At 44.9% G+C, this 19,803-nt stretch carries 15 protein-coding genes and 1 pseudogene; 10 read left to right on the top strand and 6 right to left on the bottom strand.

Features of this window, described 5'->3' with window-relative positions; genetic code table 11:
• Nucleotides 1-2: 2 nt before the first annotated feature.
• From P253_RS00750 to adeK, 5 genes are all read left to right on the top strand, one after another.
• A complete protein-coding gene (locus P253_RS00750; RefSeq protein ID WP_016659893.1) occupies nt 3-2,054 on the top strand; it encodes a site-specific recombinase in 2,052 nt (683 codons plus the stop codon).
• Between the two features lie 152 nt (nt 2,055-2,206).
• Nucleotides 2,207-2,821: a phosphatase PAP2 family protein gene (locus P253_RS00745; protein WP_005176089.1), complete on the top strand. Its 615-nt coding sequence runs from the start codon at nt 2,207-2,209 to the stop codon at nt 2,819-2,821.
• Between the two features lie 29 nt (nt 2,822-2,850).
• Nucleotides 2,851-4,116 (top strand): efflux RND transporter periplasmic adaptor subunit, encoded by a 1,266-nt coding sequence (locus P253_RS00740; RefSeq protein WP_016659892.1) that lies wholly within the window; start codon nt 2,851-2,853, stop codon nt 4,114-4,116.
• A gap of 13 nt (nt 4,117-4,129) precedes the next feature.
• Nucleotides 4,130-7,309 (top strand): efflux RND transporter permease subunit, encoded by a 3,180-nt coding sequence (locus P253_RS00735; RefSeq protein ID WP_016659891.1) that lies wholly within the window; start codon nt 4,130-4,132, stop codon nt 7,307-7,309.
• Nucleotides 7,309-8,766 carry a multidrug efflux RND transporter AdeIJK outer membrane channel subunit AdeK gene (gene adeK, locus P253_RS00730; RefSeq protein ID WP_005176082.1) on the top strand — a complete coding sequence of 486 codons (1,458 nt, stop codon included), beginning with the start codon at nt 7,309-7,311 and terminating at the stop codon, nt 8,764-8,766. Before P253_RS00735 ends, adeK begins: the two co-directional genes overlap by 1 nt.
• Before the next feature lie 26 nt (nt 8,767-8,792).
• Here the strand turns inward: adeK and P253_RS00725 are convergent, their stop codons facing one another.
• The gene (locus P253_RS00725; RefSeq protein ID WP_034597392.1) at nt 8,793-9,065 is read right to left on the bottom strand and encodes a hypothetical protein; all 273 of its coding nucleotides are present in this window, start codon (nt 9,063-9,065) and stop codon (nt 8,793-8,795) included.
• A 3-nt stretch (nt 9,066-9,068) separates the two neighbouring features.
• Between P253_RS00725 and P253_RS00720 the strand changes: the two genes are divergently transcribed.
• Nucleotides 9,069-9,425, top strand: a complete 357-nt coding sequence (locus P253_RS00720; protein WP_005176080.1) for a YbjQ family protein — start codon at nt 9,069-9,071, stop codon at nt 9,423-9,425.
• A 3-nt stretch (nt 9,426-9,428) separates the two neighbouring features.
• On the top strand, nt 9,429-9,863 hold the full coding sequence (locus P253_RS00715; protein WP_005176078.1) for a YbjQ family protein: 435 nt from the start codon (nt 9,429-9,431) through the stop codon (nt 9,861-9,863).
• A 47-nt stretch (nt 9,864-9,910) separates the two neighbouring features.
• Here the strand turns inward: P253_RS00715 and P253_RS00710 are convergent, their stop codons facing one another.
• Nucleotides 9,911-10,714 carry an SDR family NAD(P)-dependent oxidoreductase gene (locus tag P253_RS00710; protein ID WP_016659890.1) on the bottom strand — a complete coding sequence of 268 codons (804 nt, stop codon included), beginning with the start codon at nt 10,712-10,714 and terminating at the stop codon, nt 9,911-9,913.
• A 20-nt stretch (nt 10,715-10,734) separates the two neighbouring features.
• Complete coding sequence (locus tag P253_RS00705) at nt 10,735-11,430, bottom strand: hypothetical protein (protein ID WP_005176074.1); 696 nt, start codon at nt 11,428-11,430, stop codon at nt 10,735-10,737.
• Nucleotides 11,431-11,614: 184 nt separating this feature from the next.
• On the opposite strand from P253_RS00705, the gene P253_RS00700 reads away from it, so the two are divergent.
• The 3 genes from P253_RS00700 to P253_RS00690 all read left to right on the top strand — a co-directional run bounded on the left by P253_RS00700 (nt 11,615) and on the right by P253_RS00690 (nt 16,632).
• Nucleotides 11,615-14,509, top strand: a complete 2,895-nt coding sequence (locus P253_RS00700; protein WP_016659889.1) for a valine--tRNA ligase — start codon at nt 11,615-11,617, stop codon at nt 14,507-14,509.
• Between the two features lie 67 nt (nt 14,510-14,576).
• Nucleotides 14,577-16,037, top strand: coding sequence for an AAA family ATPase (locus P253_RS00695; protein ID WP_016659888.1), 1,461 nt, complete (start codon nt 14,577-14,579; stop codon nt 16,035-16,037).
• Nucleotides 16,030-16,632, top strand: a complete 603-nt coding sequence (locus P253_RS00690) for an HNH endonuclease (protein WP_016659887.1) — start codon at nt 16,030-16,032, stop codon at nt 16,630-16,632. The genes P253_RS00695 and P253_RS00690 overlap by 8 nt, the downstream gene beginning before the upstream one ends.
• 25 nt (nt 16,633-16,657) lie before the next feature.
• Here P253_RS00690 and P253_RS00685 read toward each other — a convergent pair whose 3' ends face one another.
• The 3 genes and pseudogenes from P253_RS00685 to P253_RS00675 all read right to left on the bottom strand — a co-directional run bounded on the left by P253_RS00685 (nt 16,658) and on the right by P253_RS00675 (nt 19,726).
• A complete protein-coding gene (locus P253_RS00685; RefSeq protein ID WP_031974690.1) occupies nt 16,658-17,866 on the bottom strand; it encodes an IS256 family transposase in 1,209 nt (402 codons plus the stop codon).
• A 255-nt stretch (nt 17,867-18,121) separates the two neighbouring features.
• Nucleotides 18,122-18,449: pseudogene (locus tag P253_RS00680) on the bottom strand (endonuclease domain-containing protein).
• Nucleotides 18,450-18,541: 92 nt separating this feature from the next.
• Entirely contained in the window at nt 18,542-19,726 is a 1,185-nt protein-coding gene (locus P253_RS00675) for a hypothetical protein (protein ID WP_016659885.1), read from the bottom strand.
• Nucleotides 19,727-19,803 lie beyond the last annotated feature (77 nt).

Genomic DNA, 19,803 nt, shown 5'->3' with positions numbered 1-19,803 from the left:
CTATGCATATAAAATTTTATGACCTATTCCTGAACATGCAGGATCAGCTGGAAACCATGCCCGCTGATCTTGACGAGCAACTGCTCATTGAGCTGGTCAACCGCATTCGACCAGCCAACACCGAAAATAGCGAAGAAATACAAGAAAAGTTTCAGGCCTTTTTACATGCCCTACTGATTACGCCCAATGCCGCCAATACCCTACAAAGTTTTGTGCTCTGCTTAATCAGCCAGTACAAACAGACCAGCCTGTATGCTGATACCGGCATCCTGTCTTTAGATGGTTTCTGGAGCCAGCTGTTCCAGCGCCTAGGGGCACATTTTTTACCGCTGATTAATGATCAGAGCCAGCTGCAGGACTTGCTGCGCCGCATTTTCCATCAGCGCAGTGATAAATACTGGCTGGATGATATTGAAGATCAGCAGTGGCAGCAGCTGTTTCGCCTGCTGAATCAGGGCCATCGTAATCAGGATGATAAAAAACTGATTCGTCAGGAAATCATTAAAGCCATTACCGTGCTGTCCTATCGGGTCAGCGGAATTGGTTTATATCCGGAATTTATTAATGCCCATCCGGAACTGACCGAATACGAGTCACCATTTTTAGTGCAGAACCGTGAAATCAACGATTTCATTGTGCAATATAAAAACCTGCATCAAAGTGCCGACAAATTTGAAGCGGTAATTCCACCGGATGCCTCACAGGCGCTGGTGATGATTGACCAGTGCCGTAACGTCAGCCATAAAATTCGCCGGGCCACCAAACGGATTGGGGTCAGTGTCAGCCTGACCTATTTGCTGTCCTTACTGGAACAGTGTCTGGACCGGATTGAACTGCTGCTGAACCTGATTGTTGAAGAAGATGATGTGCGTTATAGCGCCATGGGCGAGCTACTGGTCGATATTACCACCGCGCTGTATAGCGAACGCAGTGTCCGCTCCCTGCTGGCTACCAACAGTGAATTGATGGCCTTGCAGGTGACTGAAAATGCCAGTAAAACCGGTGAACATTATGTAAGTACCGACAAGGCCGGCTTTCTGGAAATGTATAAATCGGCTGCCGGGGCCGGGGTGATTATTGCCACCATGGCCACCCTTAAGGTGCTGGCGGCACGTTTAACCTTGGCGCCGCTGATGCAGGCCTTTATTAACAGCATGAACTACTCGCTGGGCTTTATGCTGATTCATGTGCTGCACTTTACTGTGGCCACCAAACAGCCGGCGATGACCGCTGCCGCACTGGCTTCGACCGTACAGCATCGCAAAGGCTCGAAAATGGCGCAAATTGCCGAGCTGGCCGCGCTGATTATCAATATTATCCGGACCCAGTTTATTGCCATTCTGGGCAATATCTCGATTGCCATTCCGGTAGCCGCCCTAATTGCCTTTATGTGGGATGCGGCGTTGCATGAGCCTTTAATGAACCATGCCAAAGCCAGCAAAATGCTGCATGACCTGAATCCGTTTACCTCTCTGGCAATTCCACACGCAGCCATTGCCGGTGTGTGTCTGTTTTTATCGGGCCTGATTGCTGGTTACTTCGATAATATGGCGGTGTATCGCAAAGTCGGACCACGGCTACAGGCGCATGCCAAACTGAAAAAATGGATGAGTCAGGAACGGCTGGACCGTTTTGCCGCCTATATTGAACGGAACTTGGGTGCACTGGCCGGTAATTTCCTGTTCGGGGTTATGCTCGGCAGTATGGGCACAATTGGTTATATTCTGGGTCTGCCTTTAGATATCCGGCATATTGCCTTTGCCTCGGCCAACTTTATTCAGGGTTTGATGAACGTCAACGGTAGTCCGGAAATTGGCCTGATTATTGTGTCTTTCCTGGGTGTACTGTTAATTGGCCTGACCAACTTATTTGTCAGCTTTACCCTCACCATTATTGTGGCCCTGCGCGCACGTCGGGTACGTTTTGAACAGTGGAAACCATTGGCCAAACTGGTCATGACCCATTTCCTGACCCGGCCCAGTGACTTTTTCTGGCCACCGAAGCAACCTGTTGAAGTTGAAGAACAATCTGGCCCGGCCAAGGGTCATCATTAAGGAATTTGTTAATTTATTTTGTCATGTGTTAAAAAGAATTGAAAAAGAAATTAGCATAATTTATACAGGCTTGAAATGAAGTGTACTGGCGAGTACACTTTAATCCATTACCGGACTGCGCTCGGATCAGCTAAACTAACCAGGATTTCGGCATGCCTAATTTTTTGCTTTATCTCGGTGGTTTGTTGTGTTTTTTCAGCGTGTTAATGCTTTATGTTCCAGCGCTCACTGCCCTTGATTCGGCAATTGTAGACTGGTTCAGCCAGCACCGTAACGAGATGTTGAATTCACTAATGACGGGATTATCTGTCGTTGGTGGCATGCCATTTGTATTATTTTTATCCAGTCTTTGGTGTCTGTATCTGGCCAGGCAGAAGGAATATGCAAATATCGTGCTGGTCAGCATTGGACTGATGGGGAGTTTTGCCACTGCCTGGATACTCAAGTATCTGATTGCAAGAGAGCGCCCGCCAGAAATGTATCATCTGGTCAATAGCTATGGTGCCTCATTTCCCAGCGCACATAGTTTTTATGCCGCAACGCTGGGCTGTCTTGCAATTTATGTGTCAATGCAACATCCCGCACATAAAGCCATTGTAATATGTGCTGTTATGTGGATGTTGCTGATGGGAATTTCAAGAGTGTATCTTGGCGTACATTTTCCCTCAGATGTCCTGTCAGGCTGGAGCATAAGTTTTATCTGGATCACGCTGCTCTATCTGATCTTGATCAAGTACAGCCAGCGCAAACCAATGAATAATTTTTAGATAGATAAAAATCTAATTGAGGTGGAAGAATGATGTCTGCAAAGCTTTGGGCCCCTGCCCTCACTGCTTGCGCATTGGCCACAAGCATCGCGCTTGTGGGTTGTAGCAAAGATCCAAATGATGCGCAGCAAGCTGCAGCCCAGCAGCAAATGCCTCCAACAGAAGTTGGGGTCATTGTTGTACAGCCACAAAGTGTCGAGCAGTCTGTTGAACTTTCCGGCCGTACCACTGCCTTTGAAATTTCTGAAGTTCGCCCGCAAACCAGCGGTGTGGTGCAGAAACGTCTGTTTACCGAAGGCAGCTATGTACGTGAAGGTCAGGCCTTATATGAAATTGATTCACGGACCAACCGTGCATCGGTGGATAGCGCCCGTGCAGCATTGGCACGTCAGCAGGCCAATCTGAACGTTTTACGTGTCAAAGAAGGCCGTTATCGTCAATTGGTGGGCAGCAATGCCATTTCCAAACAGGAATATGATGACATTGTGGCGCAGGTGAAACTGGCAGAAGCAGATGTCGCGGCCACCCGTGCCGAACTGCGCAATGCAGAAATTAACCTGGGTTACTCAACCGTACGTGCGCCAATTTCAGGTCAGACCAACCGTTCTACCGTGACTGCAGGTGCGTTAGTGACTGCCAGCCAGCAGGAACCGCTGGTGACGATTCAGCGTCTGGACCCGATTTATGTGGATATCAACCAGTCAAGTGCTGAACTGCTACGTTTACGCCAGCAACTCAGCAAAGGTGATTTAAACAGCAGCAACAACACCACAGTCAAACTGAAACTGGAAGACGGCAGCTATTATCCGGTTGAAGGCCGTCTGGCATTCTCCGATGCCAGCGTTAATCCGGATACGGGTACCGTGACTTTACGTGCAGTATTCCCGAATCCAAACCATCTGTTATTGCCAGGCATGTTTGCCACTGCACAAATTGTGCAAGGGGTAATTCCAAATGCCGTGCTGATTCCGCAAGCTGCCATTACCCGCACCCCAACCGGTCAGGCCATGGCGATGCTGGTCAATGCCAAAGGTGTGGTTGAAGCACGTCCAGTAACCACTGCAGGCATTCAGGGCAAAGACTGGATTGTGACTGAAGGTCTGCAAACCGGTGACAAAGTTATTGTAGAAGGTATTGCCAAAGTCAAGCCGGAACAGAAAGTGGTAGCCAAACCATATCAACCGCAAGCTGCCGCGCCACAAGGTGCCCAGCAACCTGCTGCATCAGATAAGGCAAAACAACCAGCAGATCAGGCGGATGCTCAGGCTGAACAAAAAGCTACTTCAAATACATAAGGGGTAGACTTCAATGGCTCAATTTTTTATTCATCGCCCGATTTTTGCATGGGTGATTGCACTGGTGATCATGTTGGCGGGTATTCTAACCCTATCCAATATGCCCATTGCCCAGTATCCGACCATTGCGCCGCCAACGGTCACCATTTCTGCGACTTATCCGGGTGCTTCGGCTGAAACAGTTGAAAACACAGTGACCCAGATTATTGAACAGCAGATGAATGGTCTCGATGGCTTGCGTTATATTTCATCGAACAGTGCCGGTAACGGTTCTGCATCTATTGCGCTGAACTTTGAACAAGGCGTCGATCCTGACATCGCCCAGGTTCAGGTACAGAACAAATTACAGTCTGCCACTGCCCTGCTACCGGAAGATGTCCAGCGTCAAGGGGTGAGGGTCACCAAATCAGGCGCCAGCTTCCTGCAAGTTCTGGCCTTCTATTCGCCTGATGGCAGCATGTCAGCAAATGACATCAAAGACTATGTTAACTCCAATATTTCTGAACCCTTAAGCCGTGTGGCGGGGGTCGGTGAAGTTCAGGTGTTTGGTGGTTCCTATGCAATGCGCATCTGGCTGGACCCAGCCAAAATGGCCAGCCTGCAAGTCACCCCAAGTGATATTGCCACAGCCATTCGTACCCAGAATGCCCAGGTCGCTGTCGGTCAGTTAGGTGGTGCACCCGCCATAGAAGGTCAGGTGCTCAACGCAACCGTAACGGCACAAAGCCTGCTGCAAACCCCAGAACAGTTCAGCAATATCTTCCTGAAAAATACTGCTTCAGGTGCACAGGTGCGTCTGGGTGATGTAGCTCGTGTAGAACTCGGTGCAGACAACTATCAGTTTGATTCCAAATTCAACGGCAAACCTGCCGGTGGTGTTGCGATTAAACTGGCAACTGGTGCCAACGCGCTGGATACCGCCCAAGCCGTTGAAGAGCGCTTAAAGCTGTTACGTCCAAACTACCCGCAAGGGATGGTCGATCAGCTGGCCTTTGACACCACACCATTTATTGAATTGTCGATTAAGAGTGTTGTTAAAACCTTAATTGAAGCGATTATTCTGGTATTCCTGGTGATGTTCCTGTTCCTGCAGAACTGGCGCGCCACTATTATTCCAACCATGGCCGTACCGGTGGTGGTCTTGGGGACCTTTGCCGTCATCAACATGTTCGGCTTCTCGATTAACACCCTGACCATGTTTGCGATGGTTCTGGCGATTGGTTTGCTGGTCGATGACGCGATTGTCGTGGTGGAAAACGTGGAACGTGTCATGGTCGAAGAACATCTCGACCCTGTGGCAGCCACTGAAAAGTCAATGAAACAGATTTCTGGCGCGTTAATCGGGATTACCTCGGTGCTGTCTGCGGTATTCGTACCAATGGCATTCTTCGGTGGTACGACCGGGGTGATTTATCGTCAGTTCTCGGTGACCCTGGTCACGGCAATGGTACTGTCGCTGATTGTAGCCTTAACCTTTACCCCTGCCCTGTGTGCGACCATGCTGAAACAGCATGATCCGAACAAGCCAGAAAGCAACGGTCTGTTTGCGCGTTTCTTCCGCTGGTTTAACCGCAGCTTTGACAAGCTGTCGGTGAAATATCAGGGCGGTGTGAACCGTATGACCCACAGCAAGATTTTCTCCGGAATTATTTACGGTGCAGTGCTGGTTGTGATTGTGCTGTTATTCCAGAAACTGCCATCTTCATTCCTGCCGGATGAAGACCAAGGTGTGGTGATGACACTGGTGCAATTGCCACCAAATGCCAGTCTGGAACGGACTGACAAAGTAGTCAGCACCATGACCAACTACTTCCTGGAAAATGAGAAAGAGCATGTCGAGTCTGTGTTTAGTGTGGCCGGCTTCTCCTTCACTGGGGTTGGACAAAACGCAGGTCTGGCCTTCATTAAACTGAAAGACTGGTCAGAACGTACTTCGCCAGAATCTCAGGTCGGTGCGATTATCCAGCGTGGTATGGCACTGAACATGATTGTTAAAGATGCCTCTTACATCATGCCACTGCAATTGCCTGCCATGCCTGAACTGGGTGTGAGTGCCGGCTTTAACCTGCAGCTGAAAGATGCCAGCGGTCAGGGTCATGAAAAACTGACCATGGCACGTAACATCATTTTAGGTGAAGCAGCCAAAGATCCACGTCTGGCCGGGGTTCGTCCAAATGGTCAGGAAGATACACCACAGTACCGCGTGATTGTGGACCATGCGCAGGCCGGTGCCTTGGGCGTGAGTATTGCTGAAATTAACAGCACCATGGGCATGGCCTGGGGTGGTTCGTACATCAATGACTTTATCGACCGCGGTCGTGTCAAGAAAGTCTATGTTCAGGGTGAAGCAGGCTCACGTATGATGCCGGAAGACCTCGATCAATGGTATGTACGTAATAACCGCGGCGAAATGGTACCATTCTCGGCCTTTGCAACCGGTGAATGGACTTATGGTTCACCACGTTTAGAGCGTTATAACGGCGTATCCTCCATGAACATTCAGGGTACACCAGCGCCTGGCGTCAGCTCGGGTGATGCGATGGTGGCCATGGAAGAAATTATTGCCAAGCTGCCAGACATGGGCTTGCAAGGTTTCGACTATGAATGGACCGGTCTGTCACTGGAAGAACGTGAATCGGGTGATCAGGCGCCATTCCTGTATGCCCTGTCGCTGTTAATCGTCTTCCTGTGTCTGGCAGCGCTGTATGAAAGCTGGTCAATTCCGTTCTCGGTATTACTGGTCGTACCATTAGGTATTGTCGGTGCCCTGTTCCTGACCTTCAGCGGGATGGTGCTGTTCCAGAACCCGAACCTGTCGAATAACATCTACTTCCAGGTGGCGATTATTGCGGTGATTGGTCTGTCTGCGAAAAACGCGATCCTGATTGTCGAATTCGCCAAAGAGTTGCAGGAAAAAGGTGAAGACCTGTTTGAAGCCACTTTACATGCGGCAAAAATGCGTTTACGTCCAATTATCATGACCACTTTAGCCTTCGGTTTTGGTGTACTGCCGCTGGCCCTGTCTTCAGGTGCAGGTGCAGGTAGCCAGCACTCGGTCGGTTATGGTGTTCTGGGCGGCGTAATCAGTTCGACCTTGTTGGGTATCTTCTTTATCCCGGTATTCTACGTGTGGATTCGAAGTATCTTTAAATACAAACCAAAACAACAAAATCATCAGGAGCATGTATCGTGATGCAAAACTTATGGTCTCTTACAGGCCGTGGTATTGCGGTTTCTGCCCTTGCGCTTGCTTTGACAGCCTGTCAGAGTATGCGCGGGCCAGAGCCGGTTGCTCAGGCGAATATTCCGAGCAGCTATAGCAATGCTTCCGGAAGCTCTGTTGCAGAACAGGGTTATAAAGATTTCTTTGCCGATCAGCGCCTGCTACAGGTGCTGGATCTGGCCTTGACCAATAACCGTGATTTACGTACTGCGGCGCTGAACATCCAGCGTGCCCAGCAACAGTATCAGATTACTGAAAATAACCAGTTACCGACCATTGGCGCCAGTGGCAGCGTGTTACGTCAGGACACCATGAGCAATCAGGGTCGTGGCCCAAGCACCTCCTATAACGTAGGTTTAGGGGTCACCGCCTATGAGCTGGATTTCTGGGGTCGGGTCCGTAGCCTGCGTGACAATGCACTGGATAATTTCCTGGCCACCCAGAGCGCCCGTGATGCCACGCAAATTGCCCTGATTGGTCAGGTATCTCAGGCCTGGCTCAGCTATTCCTTTGCCAATGCCAACCTGAAACTGGCCGAGCAAACTTTAAAGGCCCAGCTTGAATCGTATAACCTGAACAAAAAACGTTTTGACGTTGGCATCGACAGCGAACTGCCGGTACGTCAGGCGCAAATTTCAGTCGAAACCGCGCGTAATGATGTAGCTAACTATAAGACTCAGGTGGCGCAGGCACAAAACCTGCTGAATCTGCTGGTGGGTCAACCGGTTCCGGCCAATCTGCTGCCGGCACAGCGCATTACCCGCATTACCTCCAATACGGCAATTGGTGCCGGCTTACCAAGTGATCTGCTGGTAAACCGTCCCGATGTCCGTGCAGCAGAATACCGTCTGTCTGCCGCAGGTGCCAATATTGCCGCAGCGCGTGCCCGTCTGTTCCCGACCATCAGCCTGACCGGTTCCGCCGGTTATGCCTCGGCCGATTTAAGTGACCTGTTCAAATCAGGTAACTTTGTCTGGTCAATTGGTCCAAGTCTGGATATTCCAATCTTTGACTGGGGCACACGTCAGGCCAATATCCGCATTTCAGAAACCGATCAGCAGATTGCGCTGTCAGATTATGAAAAGTCGATTCAGACCGCTTTCCGTGAAGTGAATGATGCCTTGGCAGTGCGTGAAAATATTGGTGACCGGATTGCCGCACAGCGCCGTCTGGTGGAAGCCACCAATACCACCTATCGTCTGTCGGAAGCCCGTTTCCGTGCCGGCATTGACAGCTATCTGACCGTATTGGATGCACAGCGTGCCTCTTATGCAGCCGAGCAAGGGCTGTTATTGCTGGAACAGGCCAATCTGAACAATCAGGTGGAACTGTACAAAACCTTGGGTGGCGGCCTGAAAGCCAACACTTCAGATCAAGTGACCCAGCAGCCGTCTGTGGCAGAACAACGCCGCGCTGCTCAGCAATAAGATTGTCTGAGTTGCAGCGTCAAGCATCAGGGTGATTTCATTCTTATCGCTTGATAATCAAGCCAGTGAGCCTCGCGCTGACTGGCTTTTTCTTTGCCTGATGATGTGCCTGGATCATCCATTAAATAAAAGTAGCTCGATAGAGTGATGAGCAAAGCAAAGAAATCCTGTTTTGCTTGTAGTGACTCGCCAAAGGACTGGATGCACATCTGCCCGTATAAAACTGTAAAAGAGATGTTTTGATTGCATTTTGCCCGCAGTTTTTCTATCTTCATCAGCAATCTATTGTTATTGGTCATCACATGTTACTGAGTAATTTGGAATCTGTACCCGGACACACCATTCGCCAGCAAATTGATGTGGTATATGGCAGCACGGTACGCAGCAAGCATGTCGGCCGTGACCTGCTGGCCGGATTGAAAAATATTGTCGGTGGTGAGCTGACAGCCTATACCGAACTGCTGGAAGAATCGCGTCAGGAAGCCATGAACCGGATGATCGACAAAGCGCGCAGCATGGGGGCCAATGCGATTGTCGGAATCCGTTTTTCTACTTCCAACATTGCCCAGGGTGCATCTGAACTGTTCGTTTATGGCACGGCGGTGATTGTCGATCCAATCATGCCAAAACTGCCTGATCCCTTCCCTGCGCAGGACTAAGTCATGGATGGATTGCTCCTGCAGCTGCTGATTTTTGCGGTCCTGTTTGCCGTTGGCTTTGGTTTTGGCCGTTATAACGAACGCAAGCATTTTCAATATCTGGCTGAACAGGAACAGCGACTGGCCTATATCCAGCTCGACAGCAGCCGCTTTAAAAGCACTGACCTACCCGGCCAACTGGTCAGCAGCAATGTGGTGATTTCACATGATTACTTTAAATATGCAATTGCCAATGTGCAGAATTTACTCGGTGGCCGCCTGACCAGTTATGAAAGTGTGGTGGAACGTGCGCGCCGCGAAGCAATTGTACGCTTAAAGCTGGAAGCCGAGAAAATGGGCGCCACCCAGATTTTAGGTCTGCGTTTAAGCACCACCGAACTGGGGATGCAAGGTGGGATGGTGGAAGTGTTTGCGTATGGGACGGCCATCAAGAAATAAGCTGATGGCCTGATCTGTCTTCATCTCGTCAAATGCTCTGGAACGTATTACTTCACCTTCATTTTACGGATCATTTTATACAGCGTACTTGGCGACAGACGCGACACCCAAACCCCCAGTTTTTCCTTGGCGCCACCGACCACAATATATTCCTCACCCGCCAGCAAGGCACTGACCGTGCTCTGGGCAAACAGGTCCGGCTCCAGACCGTTTTCAATCGCTTCATCCTGATGGCCCTGCGGTTTGCCTTCGCCATTTAAGGCATTAAAAGATACATTGGTTTTGACAAAGCCCGGGAAAATTACCGAAACCTCGACGCCATCTTGCGCCACTTCCGCACGCAAACTGTTGGCCCACATATGAATTGCGGCTTTGGCCGCCGAATAAGAGGCACGATACTGGGTGCCGAGCAAACCGGCGACACTAGAGACAAATGCAATCCGTCCCGATTTCTGGGCAATAAAGGTCGGTAACACGGTTTTGGTCAGGAACACCTGCGAGAAATAATCGACTTCCATAATGGCACGTTCTGTCTGCATGGTGGTGTCCTGAATCAGCGCGCGCTGGCTAAGACCGGCATTGTTAATCAGCCAGTCTATCCGGCCTTTGGCCGCTAACACCTGCGCATAAGCATGCCGTACCTGTGATTCATCGGTAATATCGGCACAAACTGACACATGACGTTCCGGGTTCAGTAAAGTCACGCGCACCTTTTCCAGTTCTTCATAACGGCGTGCGGTCAGAATGACGTCGGCACCTTGCAAGGCACATTCTTTGGCCAAGGCTTTGCCCAATCCGGAAGATGCCCCGGTAATCCACACCACTTTTCCTGTTAAATCCTGCTTGGCCATGAATCTGTCCCTCTATACGTTCATTTGTTGTGATGAATATCAGTGTAACCGCGCTCTGGCTGCGGGTCATTGCCCACAAAGCCCAGAAAATGATTGAAATACTGTTCCGTTATGCGGGTATCAAACTGGGTGCCGAGTTTTTCCAGCCGCTTATAGCCAAGCTGGGTGGTCAGCTGAATCACCCCGGTCAGGGTTTTATCGACCATAAAATTAAACTTCAGCATTTTCTTTGGCTCGCGGACCAGACTGGTCACGCCCTGATCGACAATCTGGGTAAAAGCCCGAAAGGCTGGCTGGATATAGGCACTATTGCCCTGCCGGATTTGTTCGACACAACCCAAGGTTTCTTTAATCAGCACATTATCGACCGGATAGGCCACATAGGCCTGCCCCTCTTTTTCATAGGTTTTCTGTTGCAGATAATTCACCATCGGCACCAGACGGTCATTGCCAAAAAATGACACCGACCATGGCATATATTTTTGCACGGTATCCATCACCTGCTGCACAATCTTTTCCGATTCACGGTCGGGCGAGCTGCTGGTCCGGGCAATTTCACCAAACACCTGATCGACAATTTCACAGGAAATATGTGACAGCACCTCGCCTAAAGGCTTGGCCAGACTGTGCGGATTACCCTGGTTAAACTGTTGATGTAACTGCTGAAAACGCTGATAGGTAGCTGGGCTTAATTTTAGTGCGATTGAATAGGTCATTGTTGTTCTCGCTTTTTTTCGTCGTTGTTCTGCGAACTTTGCGCATTGTTATTTGCCTACATCATACGACGAGTAAGTGCAGATGCCAATTGCTTAAACAAGCCAATGATTCAGGCTGCCTAAGTCGCCATTTTTTTTGCTACAATAGATGCAATTTTTTATCTACTTTTGATCTGTTCGAACTATGACTGATTCAGCGCAAAATATTGCTACAACTTACGATCCGACCGAGATCGAGAAAAAATGGTACCAAACGTGGGAAGAGCGCGGTTACTTCAAGCCGTCTGAAAAAGGCGAGTCTTTCTGTATCATGATTCCGCCACCAAACGTCACCGGTAGCTTGCACATGGGTCATGGTTTTAACAATGCCATCATGGATGCATTAACCCGTTATAACCGTATGTCAGGTAAAAATACCTTATGGCAACCGGGTACCGACCACGCAGGTATTGCAACGCAAATGGTGGTAGAGCGTCAGCTCGGTGCGCAAGGCATTAGCCGTCATGACTTGGGCCGTGAAAAGTTCATCGAAAAAGTATGGGAATGGAAAGAACAATCTGGCGGTAACATTACCCGTCAAATCCGTCGCCTCGGTTCTTCTGTCGACTGGTCACGTGAACGCTTCACCATGGATGAAGGTTTATCAAACGCAGTGAAAGAAGTGTTTGTAAAACTTCACGAAGAAGGCTTGATTTACCGCGGTAAACGCCTTGTAAACTGGGATCCAAAATTACAAACTGCCCTATCTGACTTAGAAGTTGAGTCTGATAAAGAAGAAGCAGGTTCACTGTGGCACTTCAAATATTTCTTTGAAGATAAGTCACTTCGTACCCATGATGGTAAAGATCACATCGTGGTTGCAACCACGCGTCCTGAAACCTTATTAGGTGATACCGCAGTTGCTGTTGCTCTAGATGACGAACGCTATGCACACTTAGTTGGTCAAAACCTAATCCTACCAATCACTGGTCGTGCTGTTCCAATCGTTAAAGATGAATATGTCGACAAAGAATTCGGTACAGGCTGTGTAAAAATCACCCCTGCCCACGACTTCAATGACTATGAAGTAGGTAAACGCTGCGAGTTGCCAATCATCAACATCTTCAACAAAAATGCTGAAGTGTTGGCTGAGTTTGAATACATCGCGAAAGCGGGCGAGCAAATTTCTAAAACCATTCCTGCCCCTGCAGACTACATTGGTTTAGAGCGTTTTGAAGCACGTAAAAAGTTAGTCGAACAAGCAGAAGCTGAAGGCTGGTTAGACCAAATTCAACCATACACCTTGAAACCACCTCGCGGTGACCGTTCAGGTGTCATCGTTGAACCGTTATTGACGGATCAATGGTATGTAAAAATTGCACCGCTTGCGAAACCTGCGATTGAAGCGGTTCAAGACGGTCGTATCAAATTCGTGCCTGAGCAGTACAGCAACATGTATATGGCGTGGATGAATAATATTCAAGACTGGTGTATCTCGCGTCAATTGTGGTGGGGTCACCGTATCCCTGCTTGGTACGATGCAGAAGGTAATGTTTACGTGGGTCGTAACGAAGAAGAAGTTCGTGCGAAAAACGGTATTGCCCCTGAAGTTGAATTGAACCAAGACGAAGACGTATTGGATACATGGTTCTCTTCTGGTCTTTGGACATTCTCAACTTTAGGTTGGACAGGTGACGAAGCGAAAGACAAAGAAAACTATTTCTTAAATACTTTCCACCCGACTGATGTATTGGTGACAGGTTTCGACATCATCTTCTTCTGGGTTGCTCGTATGATCATGCTTACGATGCACTTCATGAAAAATGAAGATGGCACGCCACAAGTACCATTCAAAACTGTGTATGTACACGGTTTGGTACGTGATGGCGAAGGTCAGAAGATGTCTAAATCTAAAGGTAACGTGCTTGACCCATTAGATTTGATTGATGGTGTTGATCTTGAAACTTTAGTACAAAAACGTACCACAGGTTTGATGAACCCGAAACAAGCGGCGAAGATTGAAAAATCGACCCGTAAAGAATTCCCTGAAGGGATTCAGTCTTACGGTACAGATGCGGTTCGTTTCACATTCTGTGCGCTTGCCAACACCGGTCGTGACATCAAGTTCGACATGAAGCGTGTTGAAGGTTACCGTAACTTCGCCAACAAAATCTGGAACGCAACCCGTTTCGTAATGATGAACTGCGAAGATCAAGTAATTGGTCAAGACGTTCGTCAAGACCTTTGGGAATTGCCTGAGCAGTGGATTGTCAGCCGTCTACAAAAAGCGGAAGCTGCGGTTCAACAAGCCTTTGCGACCTATCGTTTAGACTTGGCTGCACAAGCGATTTACGAGTTCATTTGGAATGAATACTGTGACTGGTATGTCGAGCTGACGAAACCGGTTCTGAATGACGAAAACGTATCGGTTGAACGTAAAGCTGAAGTGCGTCGTGTGCTTCTTTCTGTAATGGAAGCCTCTTTACGTTTGGCACATCCGTTGATGCCTTACTTAACAGAAGAAATCTGGCAAACACTTGCGCCGAAACTCAACATTTCTGGCGAAACGATTATGCTCACACAGTACCCTGTTGCTGACCAAGCATTAGTGAATGAACAAGCTGAAGCAGATATGCAATGGCTGCAAGGTTTGATTGGTGCGGTACGTAACATCCGTGGTGAAATGGGCCTAGGTAATGCGCGTTTGTTGCCTGTTCTTCTTCAAAACACGACTGATGCGGAAAAAGCACAAATCGCACGTATTGAACCGTTGTTTAAAGCATTGGCGAAAGTTGAAAGCATTACTTTCCTTGCAGATGCTGAACAACCGCCATTGTCTTCTTCATCTGTAGTGGGTCATGTATCTGTATTTGTTCCAATGAAGGGCTTAATTGACCCGAAAGCAGAATTAGGTCGCCTACAAAAAGACTTAGACAAAGTTCAAAAGCAGCATGACCAAATTGCGACTAAACTTGCAAATGAAGGTTTTGTAGCAAAAGCACCTGCTGCTGTGGTTGAAGGCGAGAAAGTGAAACTTGCTGAGTTTGCTGACCAGTTAGCGAAGATTAAAGCGAATATGGAGCAGATTGCGGCGCTTTAATTGTGTTGTTAATTTAATCACATTTGTAGTATAAAGGGCTGATTATTCAGCCCTTTATTTTAGAAAAATGTCCTCAATTCATACCATCTTTTTTAATGAAAAAATACTCTTTTTAGAAGGTAAAAACTTAATTATTACAGGTAATAATGGTGCAGGTAAAACCAGATTTCTTAATCATTTAACAGATAATCTAAAAGGTAATTCTAATACGGATAATAAACCTCTAAGAGATAAAATAATTTCAGAAATTAATTTTGGTATTATGAATTTTCATTCCGCCCTAGAGTTTAAAAAAAGTGAGAATGAACACCTAAAATATATATTAAATAGTGAAATGCATACTCAAGTAGAATATATTTTTTCAAAAGAAATAGCAGAATTCAAAAAACAGTTAAAAAAGAAATTTGATAATTTCAATAAGAATAAAGATAATTACTTTAAAAACAACTCAAATAAAATTAAAAGTTCAGAAAACGGTAAATTAGTTATAAAAATATCCAAAGAGTTGGAGAAGAAAAATGAAAAATATTTTTATTACTATGCGCCAGAACATATTGAAAATTATGTTAAAAATTTAAACTCTATGATTGATTCATATATTGCAAATAAAAAAATAGTTGAAGTTGCTTTACATTCTTGGGATAAAAATTCAATTTATTTTTTTGACTCTTCTCGTGTTTCAAGAAAAGATATTTCAATAGATCAATTCAAAACATATGATGAATTTTTAAAATCTGGATCATTGACGGATATTGAGGGTGCCCTTGAAGCTTATTTATTATTTCAAAAATTAGAGCTTTTATCATTAATCAAACACAGGAAAGCTAGTGGTACTAAAATAAAGCAAATTAATGAAATTGAAAAATGGTTTATAAAAGTTGAGAATGATCTAAAATGGATTTTAGAGAACAATACCACAGAATTAATCTTCACAAAAAATGGGAATAGAGTTCTAATTAAGCAAAGTAGAACAACCTTTTCACTTGATGATTTATCTTCTGGATTTAAAGCCATTTTTAATATTTACGCAAACTTATTGATGCGGGCACAAATACAAAAAATTGCACCTGAACATTTAAAAGGAATAGCAATAATAGATGAAATAGATGTTCATCTCCACATCACACTTCAAAAAAAGGTACTTCCTTTCTTAATACAAGCATTTCCAAACATTCAATTTATTGTAAGTACACACTCACCTTTTGTCATAACATCACAAAATACTAATACTGTTGTTTTTGATCTAACTACTAATGAGCTTATTGAAGAAGATTTAAGTCGTTATTCTTATGAATCTGTGATTAAAGGTTTATTCCATGTAGAAATACAGTCTGAAAAATTAGAATCAGAAATTAAAGCCATAGCTGAAATTTTAAATAATGAGCCAAATAGTTATGAAAAACTTAGGAATGTTTTAAGAAATATTACTCCTTTTGTAAAACAAATAGATGTTGAGTCAAAGTCTTTTTATTTCAGAGCACTAAATCACTTATTAGATAATCAAGAACTAGGAGATCTTGATGTTTAAAGTTACACGTTCAGATAAACCTGAAGATTGGACAAATTCTGATTACACAGATCCAGTTGTAGTTAAACAATTGAAAAAAGATTTTTTGTCTAAATGTTATTTATGCGAACAAGCGGATTTCGGTAATGTTAATGTAGAACACTTTGTACCACATCTTAATAAAAGTGAAGAGTTAAGAACGGATTGGAATAATCTTTATTATGCTTGCTCTCACTGTAATGGTATTAAAGGCTCAAGACATAAGGAATTACTCGACTGTTGTGAAGAAAGTCATAATGTAGATACTGCTATTTCTTTGGAAGCTCCAAGTGTTCCAAATGGAAAAATTATCTTAACCAATACATTAACTAATGATTCTGATTTGTTTGAACTCACAAATAAAACCATAGCTTTATTAGAGCAATGCTATAACAATGCAAACAGTGGTAATCAACAAATAAGCCATCAATATTTGAAAGAAAAAATTCTTGAAGAGCATGCTTATTTGCAAAACTTACGTTTCGAACTTAAAAAAGGCTTAAATCGCTTAATACAAAGAGAAAAAGATGATCTAGTAGAAAGAATAAGTAATATGCTTAAACGAGCCTGTAAATAATTTTGTGTAATTGCTTTTCATAAATTTAAAGGTGATTGCTTAAGCGGTCACCGAATTCAATAATAAAGCGGCTCATGGCTAAACGCCAGTCGCGAATAGGCATATTCCACTTTTTAGACGCTGCATCAATTGCCAGGTAAATCACTTTACGTACAGAATCATCCGTTGGAAAGACTTTACGCTTTTTGATCGCCTGACGTATTACGCTGTTTAATGATTCGATCGCATTGGTGGTATAGATGGCTTTGCGTATCTCGGCTGGATAAGCAAAGAAGGTATTTAGATTCTCCCAGTGTGTACGCCAGCTTTTGCTGATCTGTGGGTACTTGTCATCCCATGTTTGGGCGAATTGATCCAAGGCCATCAAGGCTGCCTCTTCAGTAGGTGACTGATAAACGGTTTTTAAATCCTGAGTGACGGCCTTGTAATCTTTCCATGATACGTATTTCAAGCTGTTACGCAGCATATGGATAATGCACAGCTGGATATGGGTTTGCGGGTATACGCTGTTAATGGCATCAGGAAAGCCTTTTAGTCCATCCACACAGGCGATCAGAATATCCTGCAACCCTCGGTTTTTAAGCTCAGTCAGGACATTCAGCCAGAACTTTGCACCTTCATTCTCAGCCATCCACATGCCGAGCAGTTCTTTCTGTCCATCAAGATTAATGCCTAAGGCAAGGAATACAGCCTTGTTGATAACACTGCCATTATGACGGACTTTAACTACAATACAGTCCATATAGACGATGGGATAGAGTGCATCCAGCGGACGGTTTTGCCATTCAGCGACTTGCTCCTTAACAGCATCAGTCACCTTGGAAATAAGCGTTGGCGATACATCAGCATCGTACATTTCTTTGAAAGTAGCCACGATTTCACGGGTAGTCATGCCTTTGGCATAAAGGGATAGAATTTGGTTATCCATTTGCGTGATACGAGTCTGATTCTTTTTAATTAGCTGTGGCTCAAATGTGCCATCACGATCTCGTGGTGTGGTGATCTCAATCTCACCATCATCGCTCAGCACGGTCTTACTGGAATAACCGTTACGAGCATTTGAACCGTTCTTACGAGCATTCTTTTCATGTCCGAGATGTTCGGTAAGTTCGGCATTGAGAGCCGTTTCAACAGTGAGTTTAGTCAACAATCGGGTGAATTGATTGAGATCGTCTTCTGTTTTGATTCCTTTAGCAAATTCTGCTGCAAGGTCTTTTAGTTTTTGTTCGTTCATCATGTTGCCTGACTCCGTTGTGAATATGAACATAGCAAATTCAGGCAATTACACAATTTAATTTACAGTCTCGCTTAAACCGAACTATCCCTTTTCTGCTTTTTGGAAAAATTACGTTAAGAATGACCCTTTTCTATCTGAATTCATAAATCAATAGCCCTCACCCCAACCCTCTCCCATAGGGAGAGGGAGCGTCATTTGATTTAATGCCTGTATGAATTTCACAATGGAGTTCCCTCTCCTTGTAGAAGAGGGTTAGGGAGAGGTATGTTTTAATTCAAAACATACTCGCCACAAATCCTCCAACGCCGCATCCGTGCCCCAAACCCTCATGATTCCAATAACGAATAATGGTTAAATCCAAAGCCTCTAAAAACTTCGTCCGTTCGACATCATATTTAATTGCATCATCTGTTCCATGCTGACTACCATCTAGCTCAATCACCAAACCAATTTCATGGCAGTAAAAATCCACAATATAAGGTTTGATCACATGCTGACGACGAAATTTAAGATTCATAAATCGCTTGACGCGAAGTATTTGCCACATGAGGTGTTCTGCATCAGTAGCGGTGTGGCGCATGGATTTGGCGAAGGCGAATAATCAGCGGGTTAAAGTGCATAAAAAAGCATCGTCAAAATGACGATGCTCTGAATGACAATCAATGCTAAAAATTACTCAAATGACCAACTAAATGCTCTGCTTTTCAGTAAAATTTTTAAGTAATCAAAATCCTTATAATCATTTAAACGCTTTTCATCTCTTAACAGTTTTGCTTGAATATCTGCTAAATCGCGTTGATATTTTTTTGTCAAATCAACAGGTTTAAAACGCTGTTTGTAAAAACCAGAGCCGATCCAATCAAACGAATAAATAATATCATCTATTTCAAATTGCAATTTCTCTATTTGCTCTTCCAACAATAAATTATAAGATTTCAAATGCTCATTCGCGATTTTTGTTGCCTGTTCCTGATCACCTTGCGCTGTAAAAACACGCAATTTCAAAAGAGTAAGCAAATCTTTTTCCTCTAATGCAGCATTTGCTTGCTGTAATAATTCGGTTTTTTCAATGCGCTTTTGTTCATCTTGCTCTCGATCAGGGTGAATTAAGGCAGCAATTTTTGAATAAATGCTTTTTAGAGATTGCCCTGCCATTTTTTTCGCTTCTTCAAGCTGTGTTTGCTTCTTTAGAATTTTCTTTTTTTCCTTTTCAGCAAACTTTTGATATTCATCACGCTCATCTTCATTAAGCTGATTTTGAATAAAATTTGCTTCTTCTCGATCTAATTTATCTTTTACTTTTTCCATAAACGCGTCGAGATTATTGAGATCCAAATCAAAGTCAAGCCAAGCTACGGGTACCCCGATTTGGTCTGCTATCATTTCTTTTATGGCTTGTTTTTGCATCATTTCATCAGCATCATGCGCTTGATGCGAATGATCATTTACATGAGAGCTGACTTCTTCAGCATCAGCACTTTCTTCTATCAGCTCATAATGTTGAGCAATGATAAGCGTCAACTCATGTTGTTGTTCAGAAAGATTCGGATTATTAAGCAGCTGACTCGCTAAAATTGAAATTTTTTCATCTAAACGCACTAAATATGTTTTTGCGATTTTATGCGTATTTTTATATTGCCAAAGCGTCTCTAATTGAGCGAACAAAACGTGGTGCCACTGACGATATAAAGGTAATAGCTCATCTCTTGCATCCTCTTGAACTTGTTTTTGCGCTTGTTGCCAGTCCGCCAATACCATTTGTAATTGCTCAATTTTCTCAAGCAATCGATTAAACTTTTTTTGTTGTGCCGATAATTTTTCACTCGTTTGATAAATGCTTAAATCTAAATTGCTCATTCACTGACTTCAACGCTAATCTCAATTTCTGTAATATTTTAGCATAATGAATAGCATACAAACTTTTTGCTTAGTTC

This window comes from Acinetobacter indicus CIP 110367 (assembly GCF_000488255.1).
GTDB classification, from domain to species: Bacteria; Pseudomonadota; Gammaproteobacteria; order Pseudomonadales; family Moraxellaceae; genus Acinetobacter; species Acinetobacter indicus.
The sequence above is the reverse complement of the archived record's forward strand: the minus strand, read 5'-3'. Positions and strand labels throughout refer to the sequence as shown.

Excerpts from the sequence above, each read along its gene's own strand:
- P253_RS00715 (WP_005176078.1), top strand. The coding sequence starts at position 9,429 with ATGGATGGATTGCTCCTGCAGCTGCTGATTTTTGCGGTCCTGTTTGCC.
- P253_RS00705 (WP_005176074.1), bottom strand. The coding sequence starts at position 11,430 with ATGACCTATTCAATCGCACTAAAATTAAGCCCAGCTACCTATCAGCGT.
- P253_RS00725 (WP_034597392.1), bottom strand. The coding sequence starts at position 9,065 with ATGACCAATAACAATAGATTGCTGATGAAGATAGAAAAACTGCGGGCA.
- P253_RS00695 (WP_016659888.1), top strand. The coding sequence starts at position 14,577 with ATGTCCTCAATTCATACCATCTTTTTTAATGAAAAAATACTCTTTTTA.
- P253_RS00710 (WP_016659890.1), bottom strand. The coding sequence starts at position 10,714 with ATGGCCAAGCAGGATTTAACAGGAAAAGTGGTGTGGATTACCGGGGCA.
- P253_RS00700 (WP_016659889.1), top strand. The coding sequence starts at position 11,615 with ATGACTGATTCAGCGCAAAATATTGCTACAACTTACGATCCGACCGAG.
- P253_RS00690 (WP_016659887.1), top strand. The coding sequence starts at position 16,030 with ATGTTTAAAGTTACACGTTCAGATAAACCTGAAGATTGGACAAATTCT.
- P253_RS00720 (WP_005176080.1), top strand. The coding sequence starts at position 9,069 with ATGTTACTGAGTAATTTGGAATCTGTACCCGGACACACCATTCGCCAG.
- P253_RS00735 (WP_016659891.1), top strand. The coding sequence starts at position 4,130 with ATGGCTCAATTTTTTATTCATCGCCCGATTTTTGCATGGGTGATTGCA.
- adeK (WP_005176082.1), top strand. The coding sequence starts at position 7,309 with ATGCAAAACTTATGGTCTCTTACAGGCCGTGGTATTGCGGTTTCTGCC.
- P253_RS00740 (WP_016659892.1), top strand. The coding sequence starts at position 2,851 with ATGATGTCTGCAAAGCTTTGGGCCCCTGCCCTCACTGCTTGCGCATTG.
- P253_RS00675 (WP_016659885.1), bottom strand. The coding sequence starts at position 19,726 with ATGAGCAATTTAGATTTAAGCATTTATCAAACGAGTGAAAAATTATCG.
- P253_RS00745 (WP_005176089.1), top strand. The coding sequence starts at position 2,207 with ATGCCTAATTTTTTGCTTTATCTCGGTGGTTTGTTGTGTTTTTTCAGC.
- P253_RS00750 (WP_016659893.1), top strand. The coding sequence starts at position 3 with ATGCATATAAAATTTTATGACCTATTCCTGAACATGCAGGATCAGCTG.
- P253_RS00685 (WP_031974690.1), bottom strand. The coding sequence starts at position 17,866 with ATGAACGAACAAAAACTAAAAGACCTTGCAGCAGAATTTGCTAAAGGA.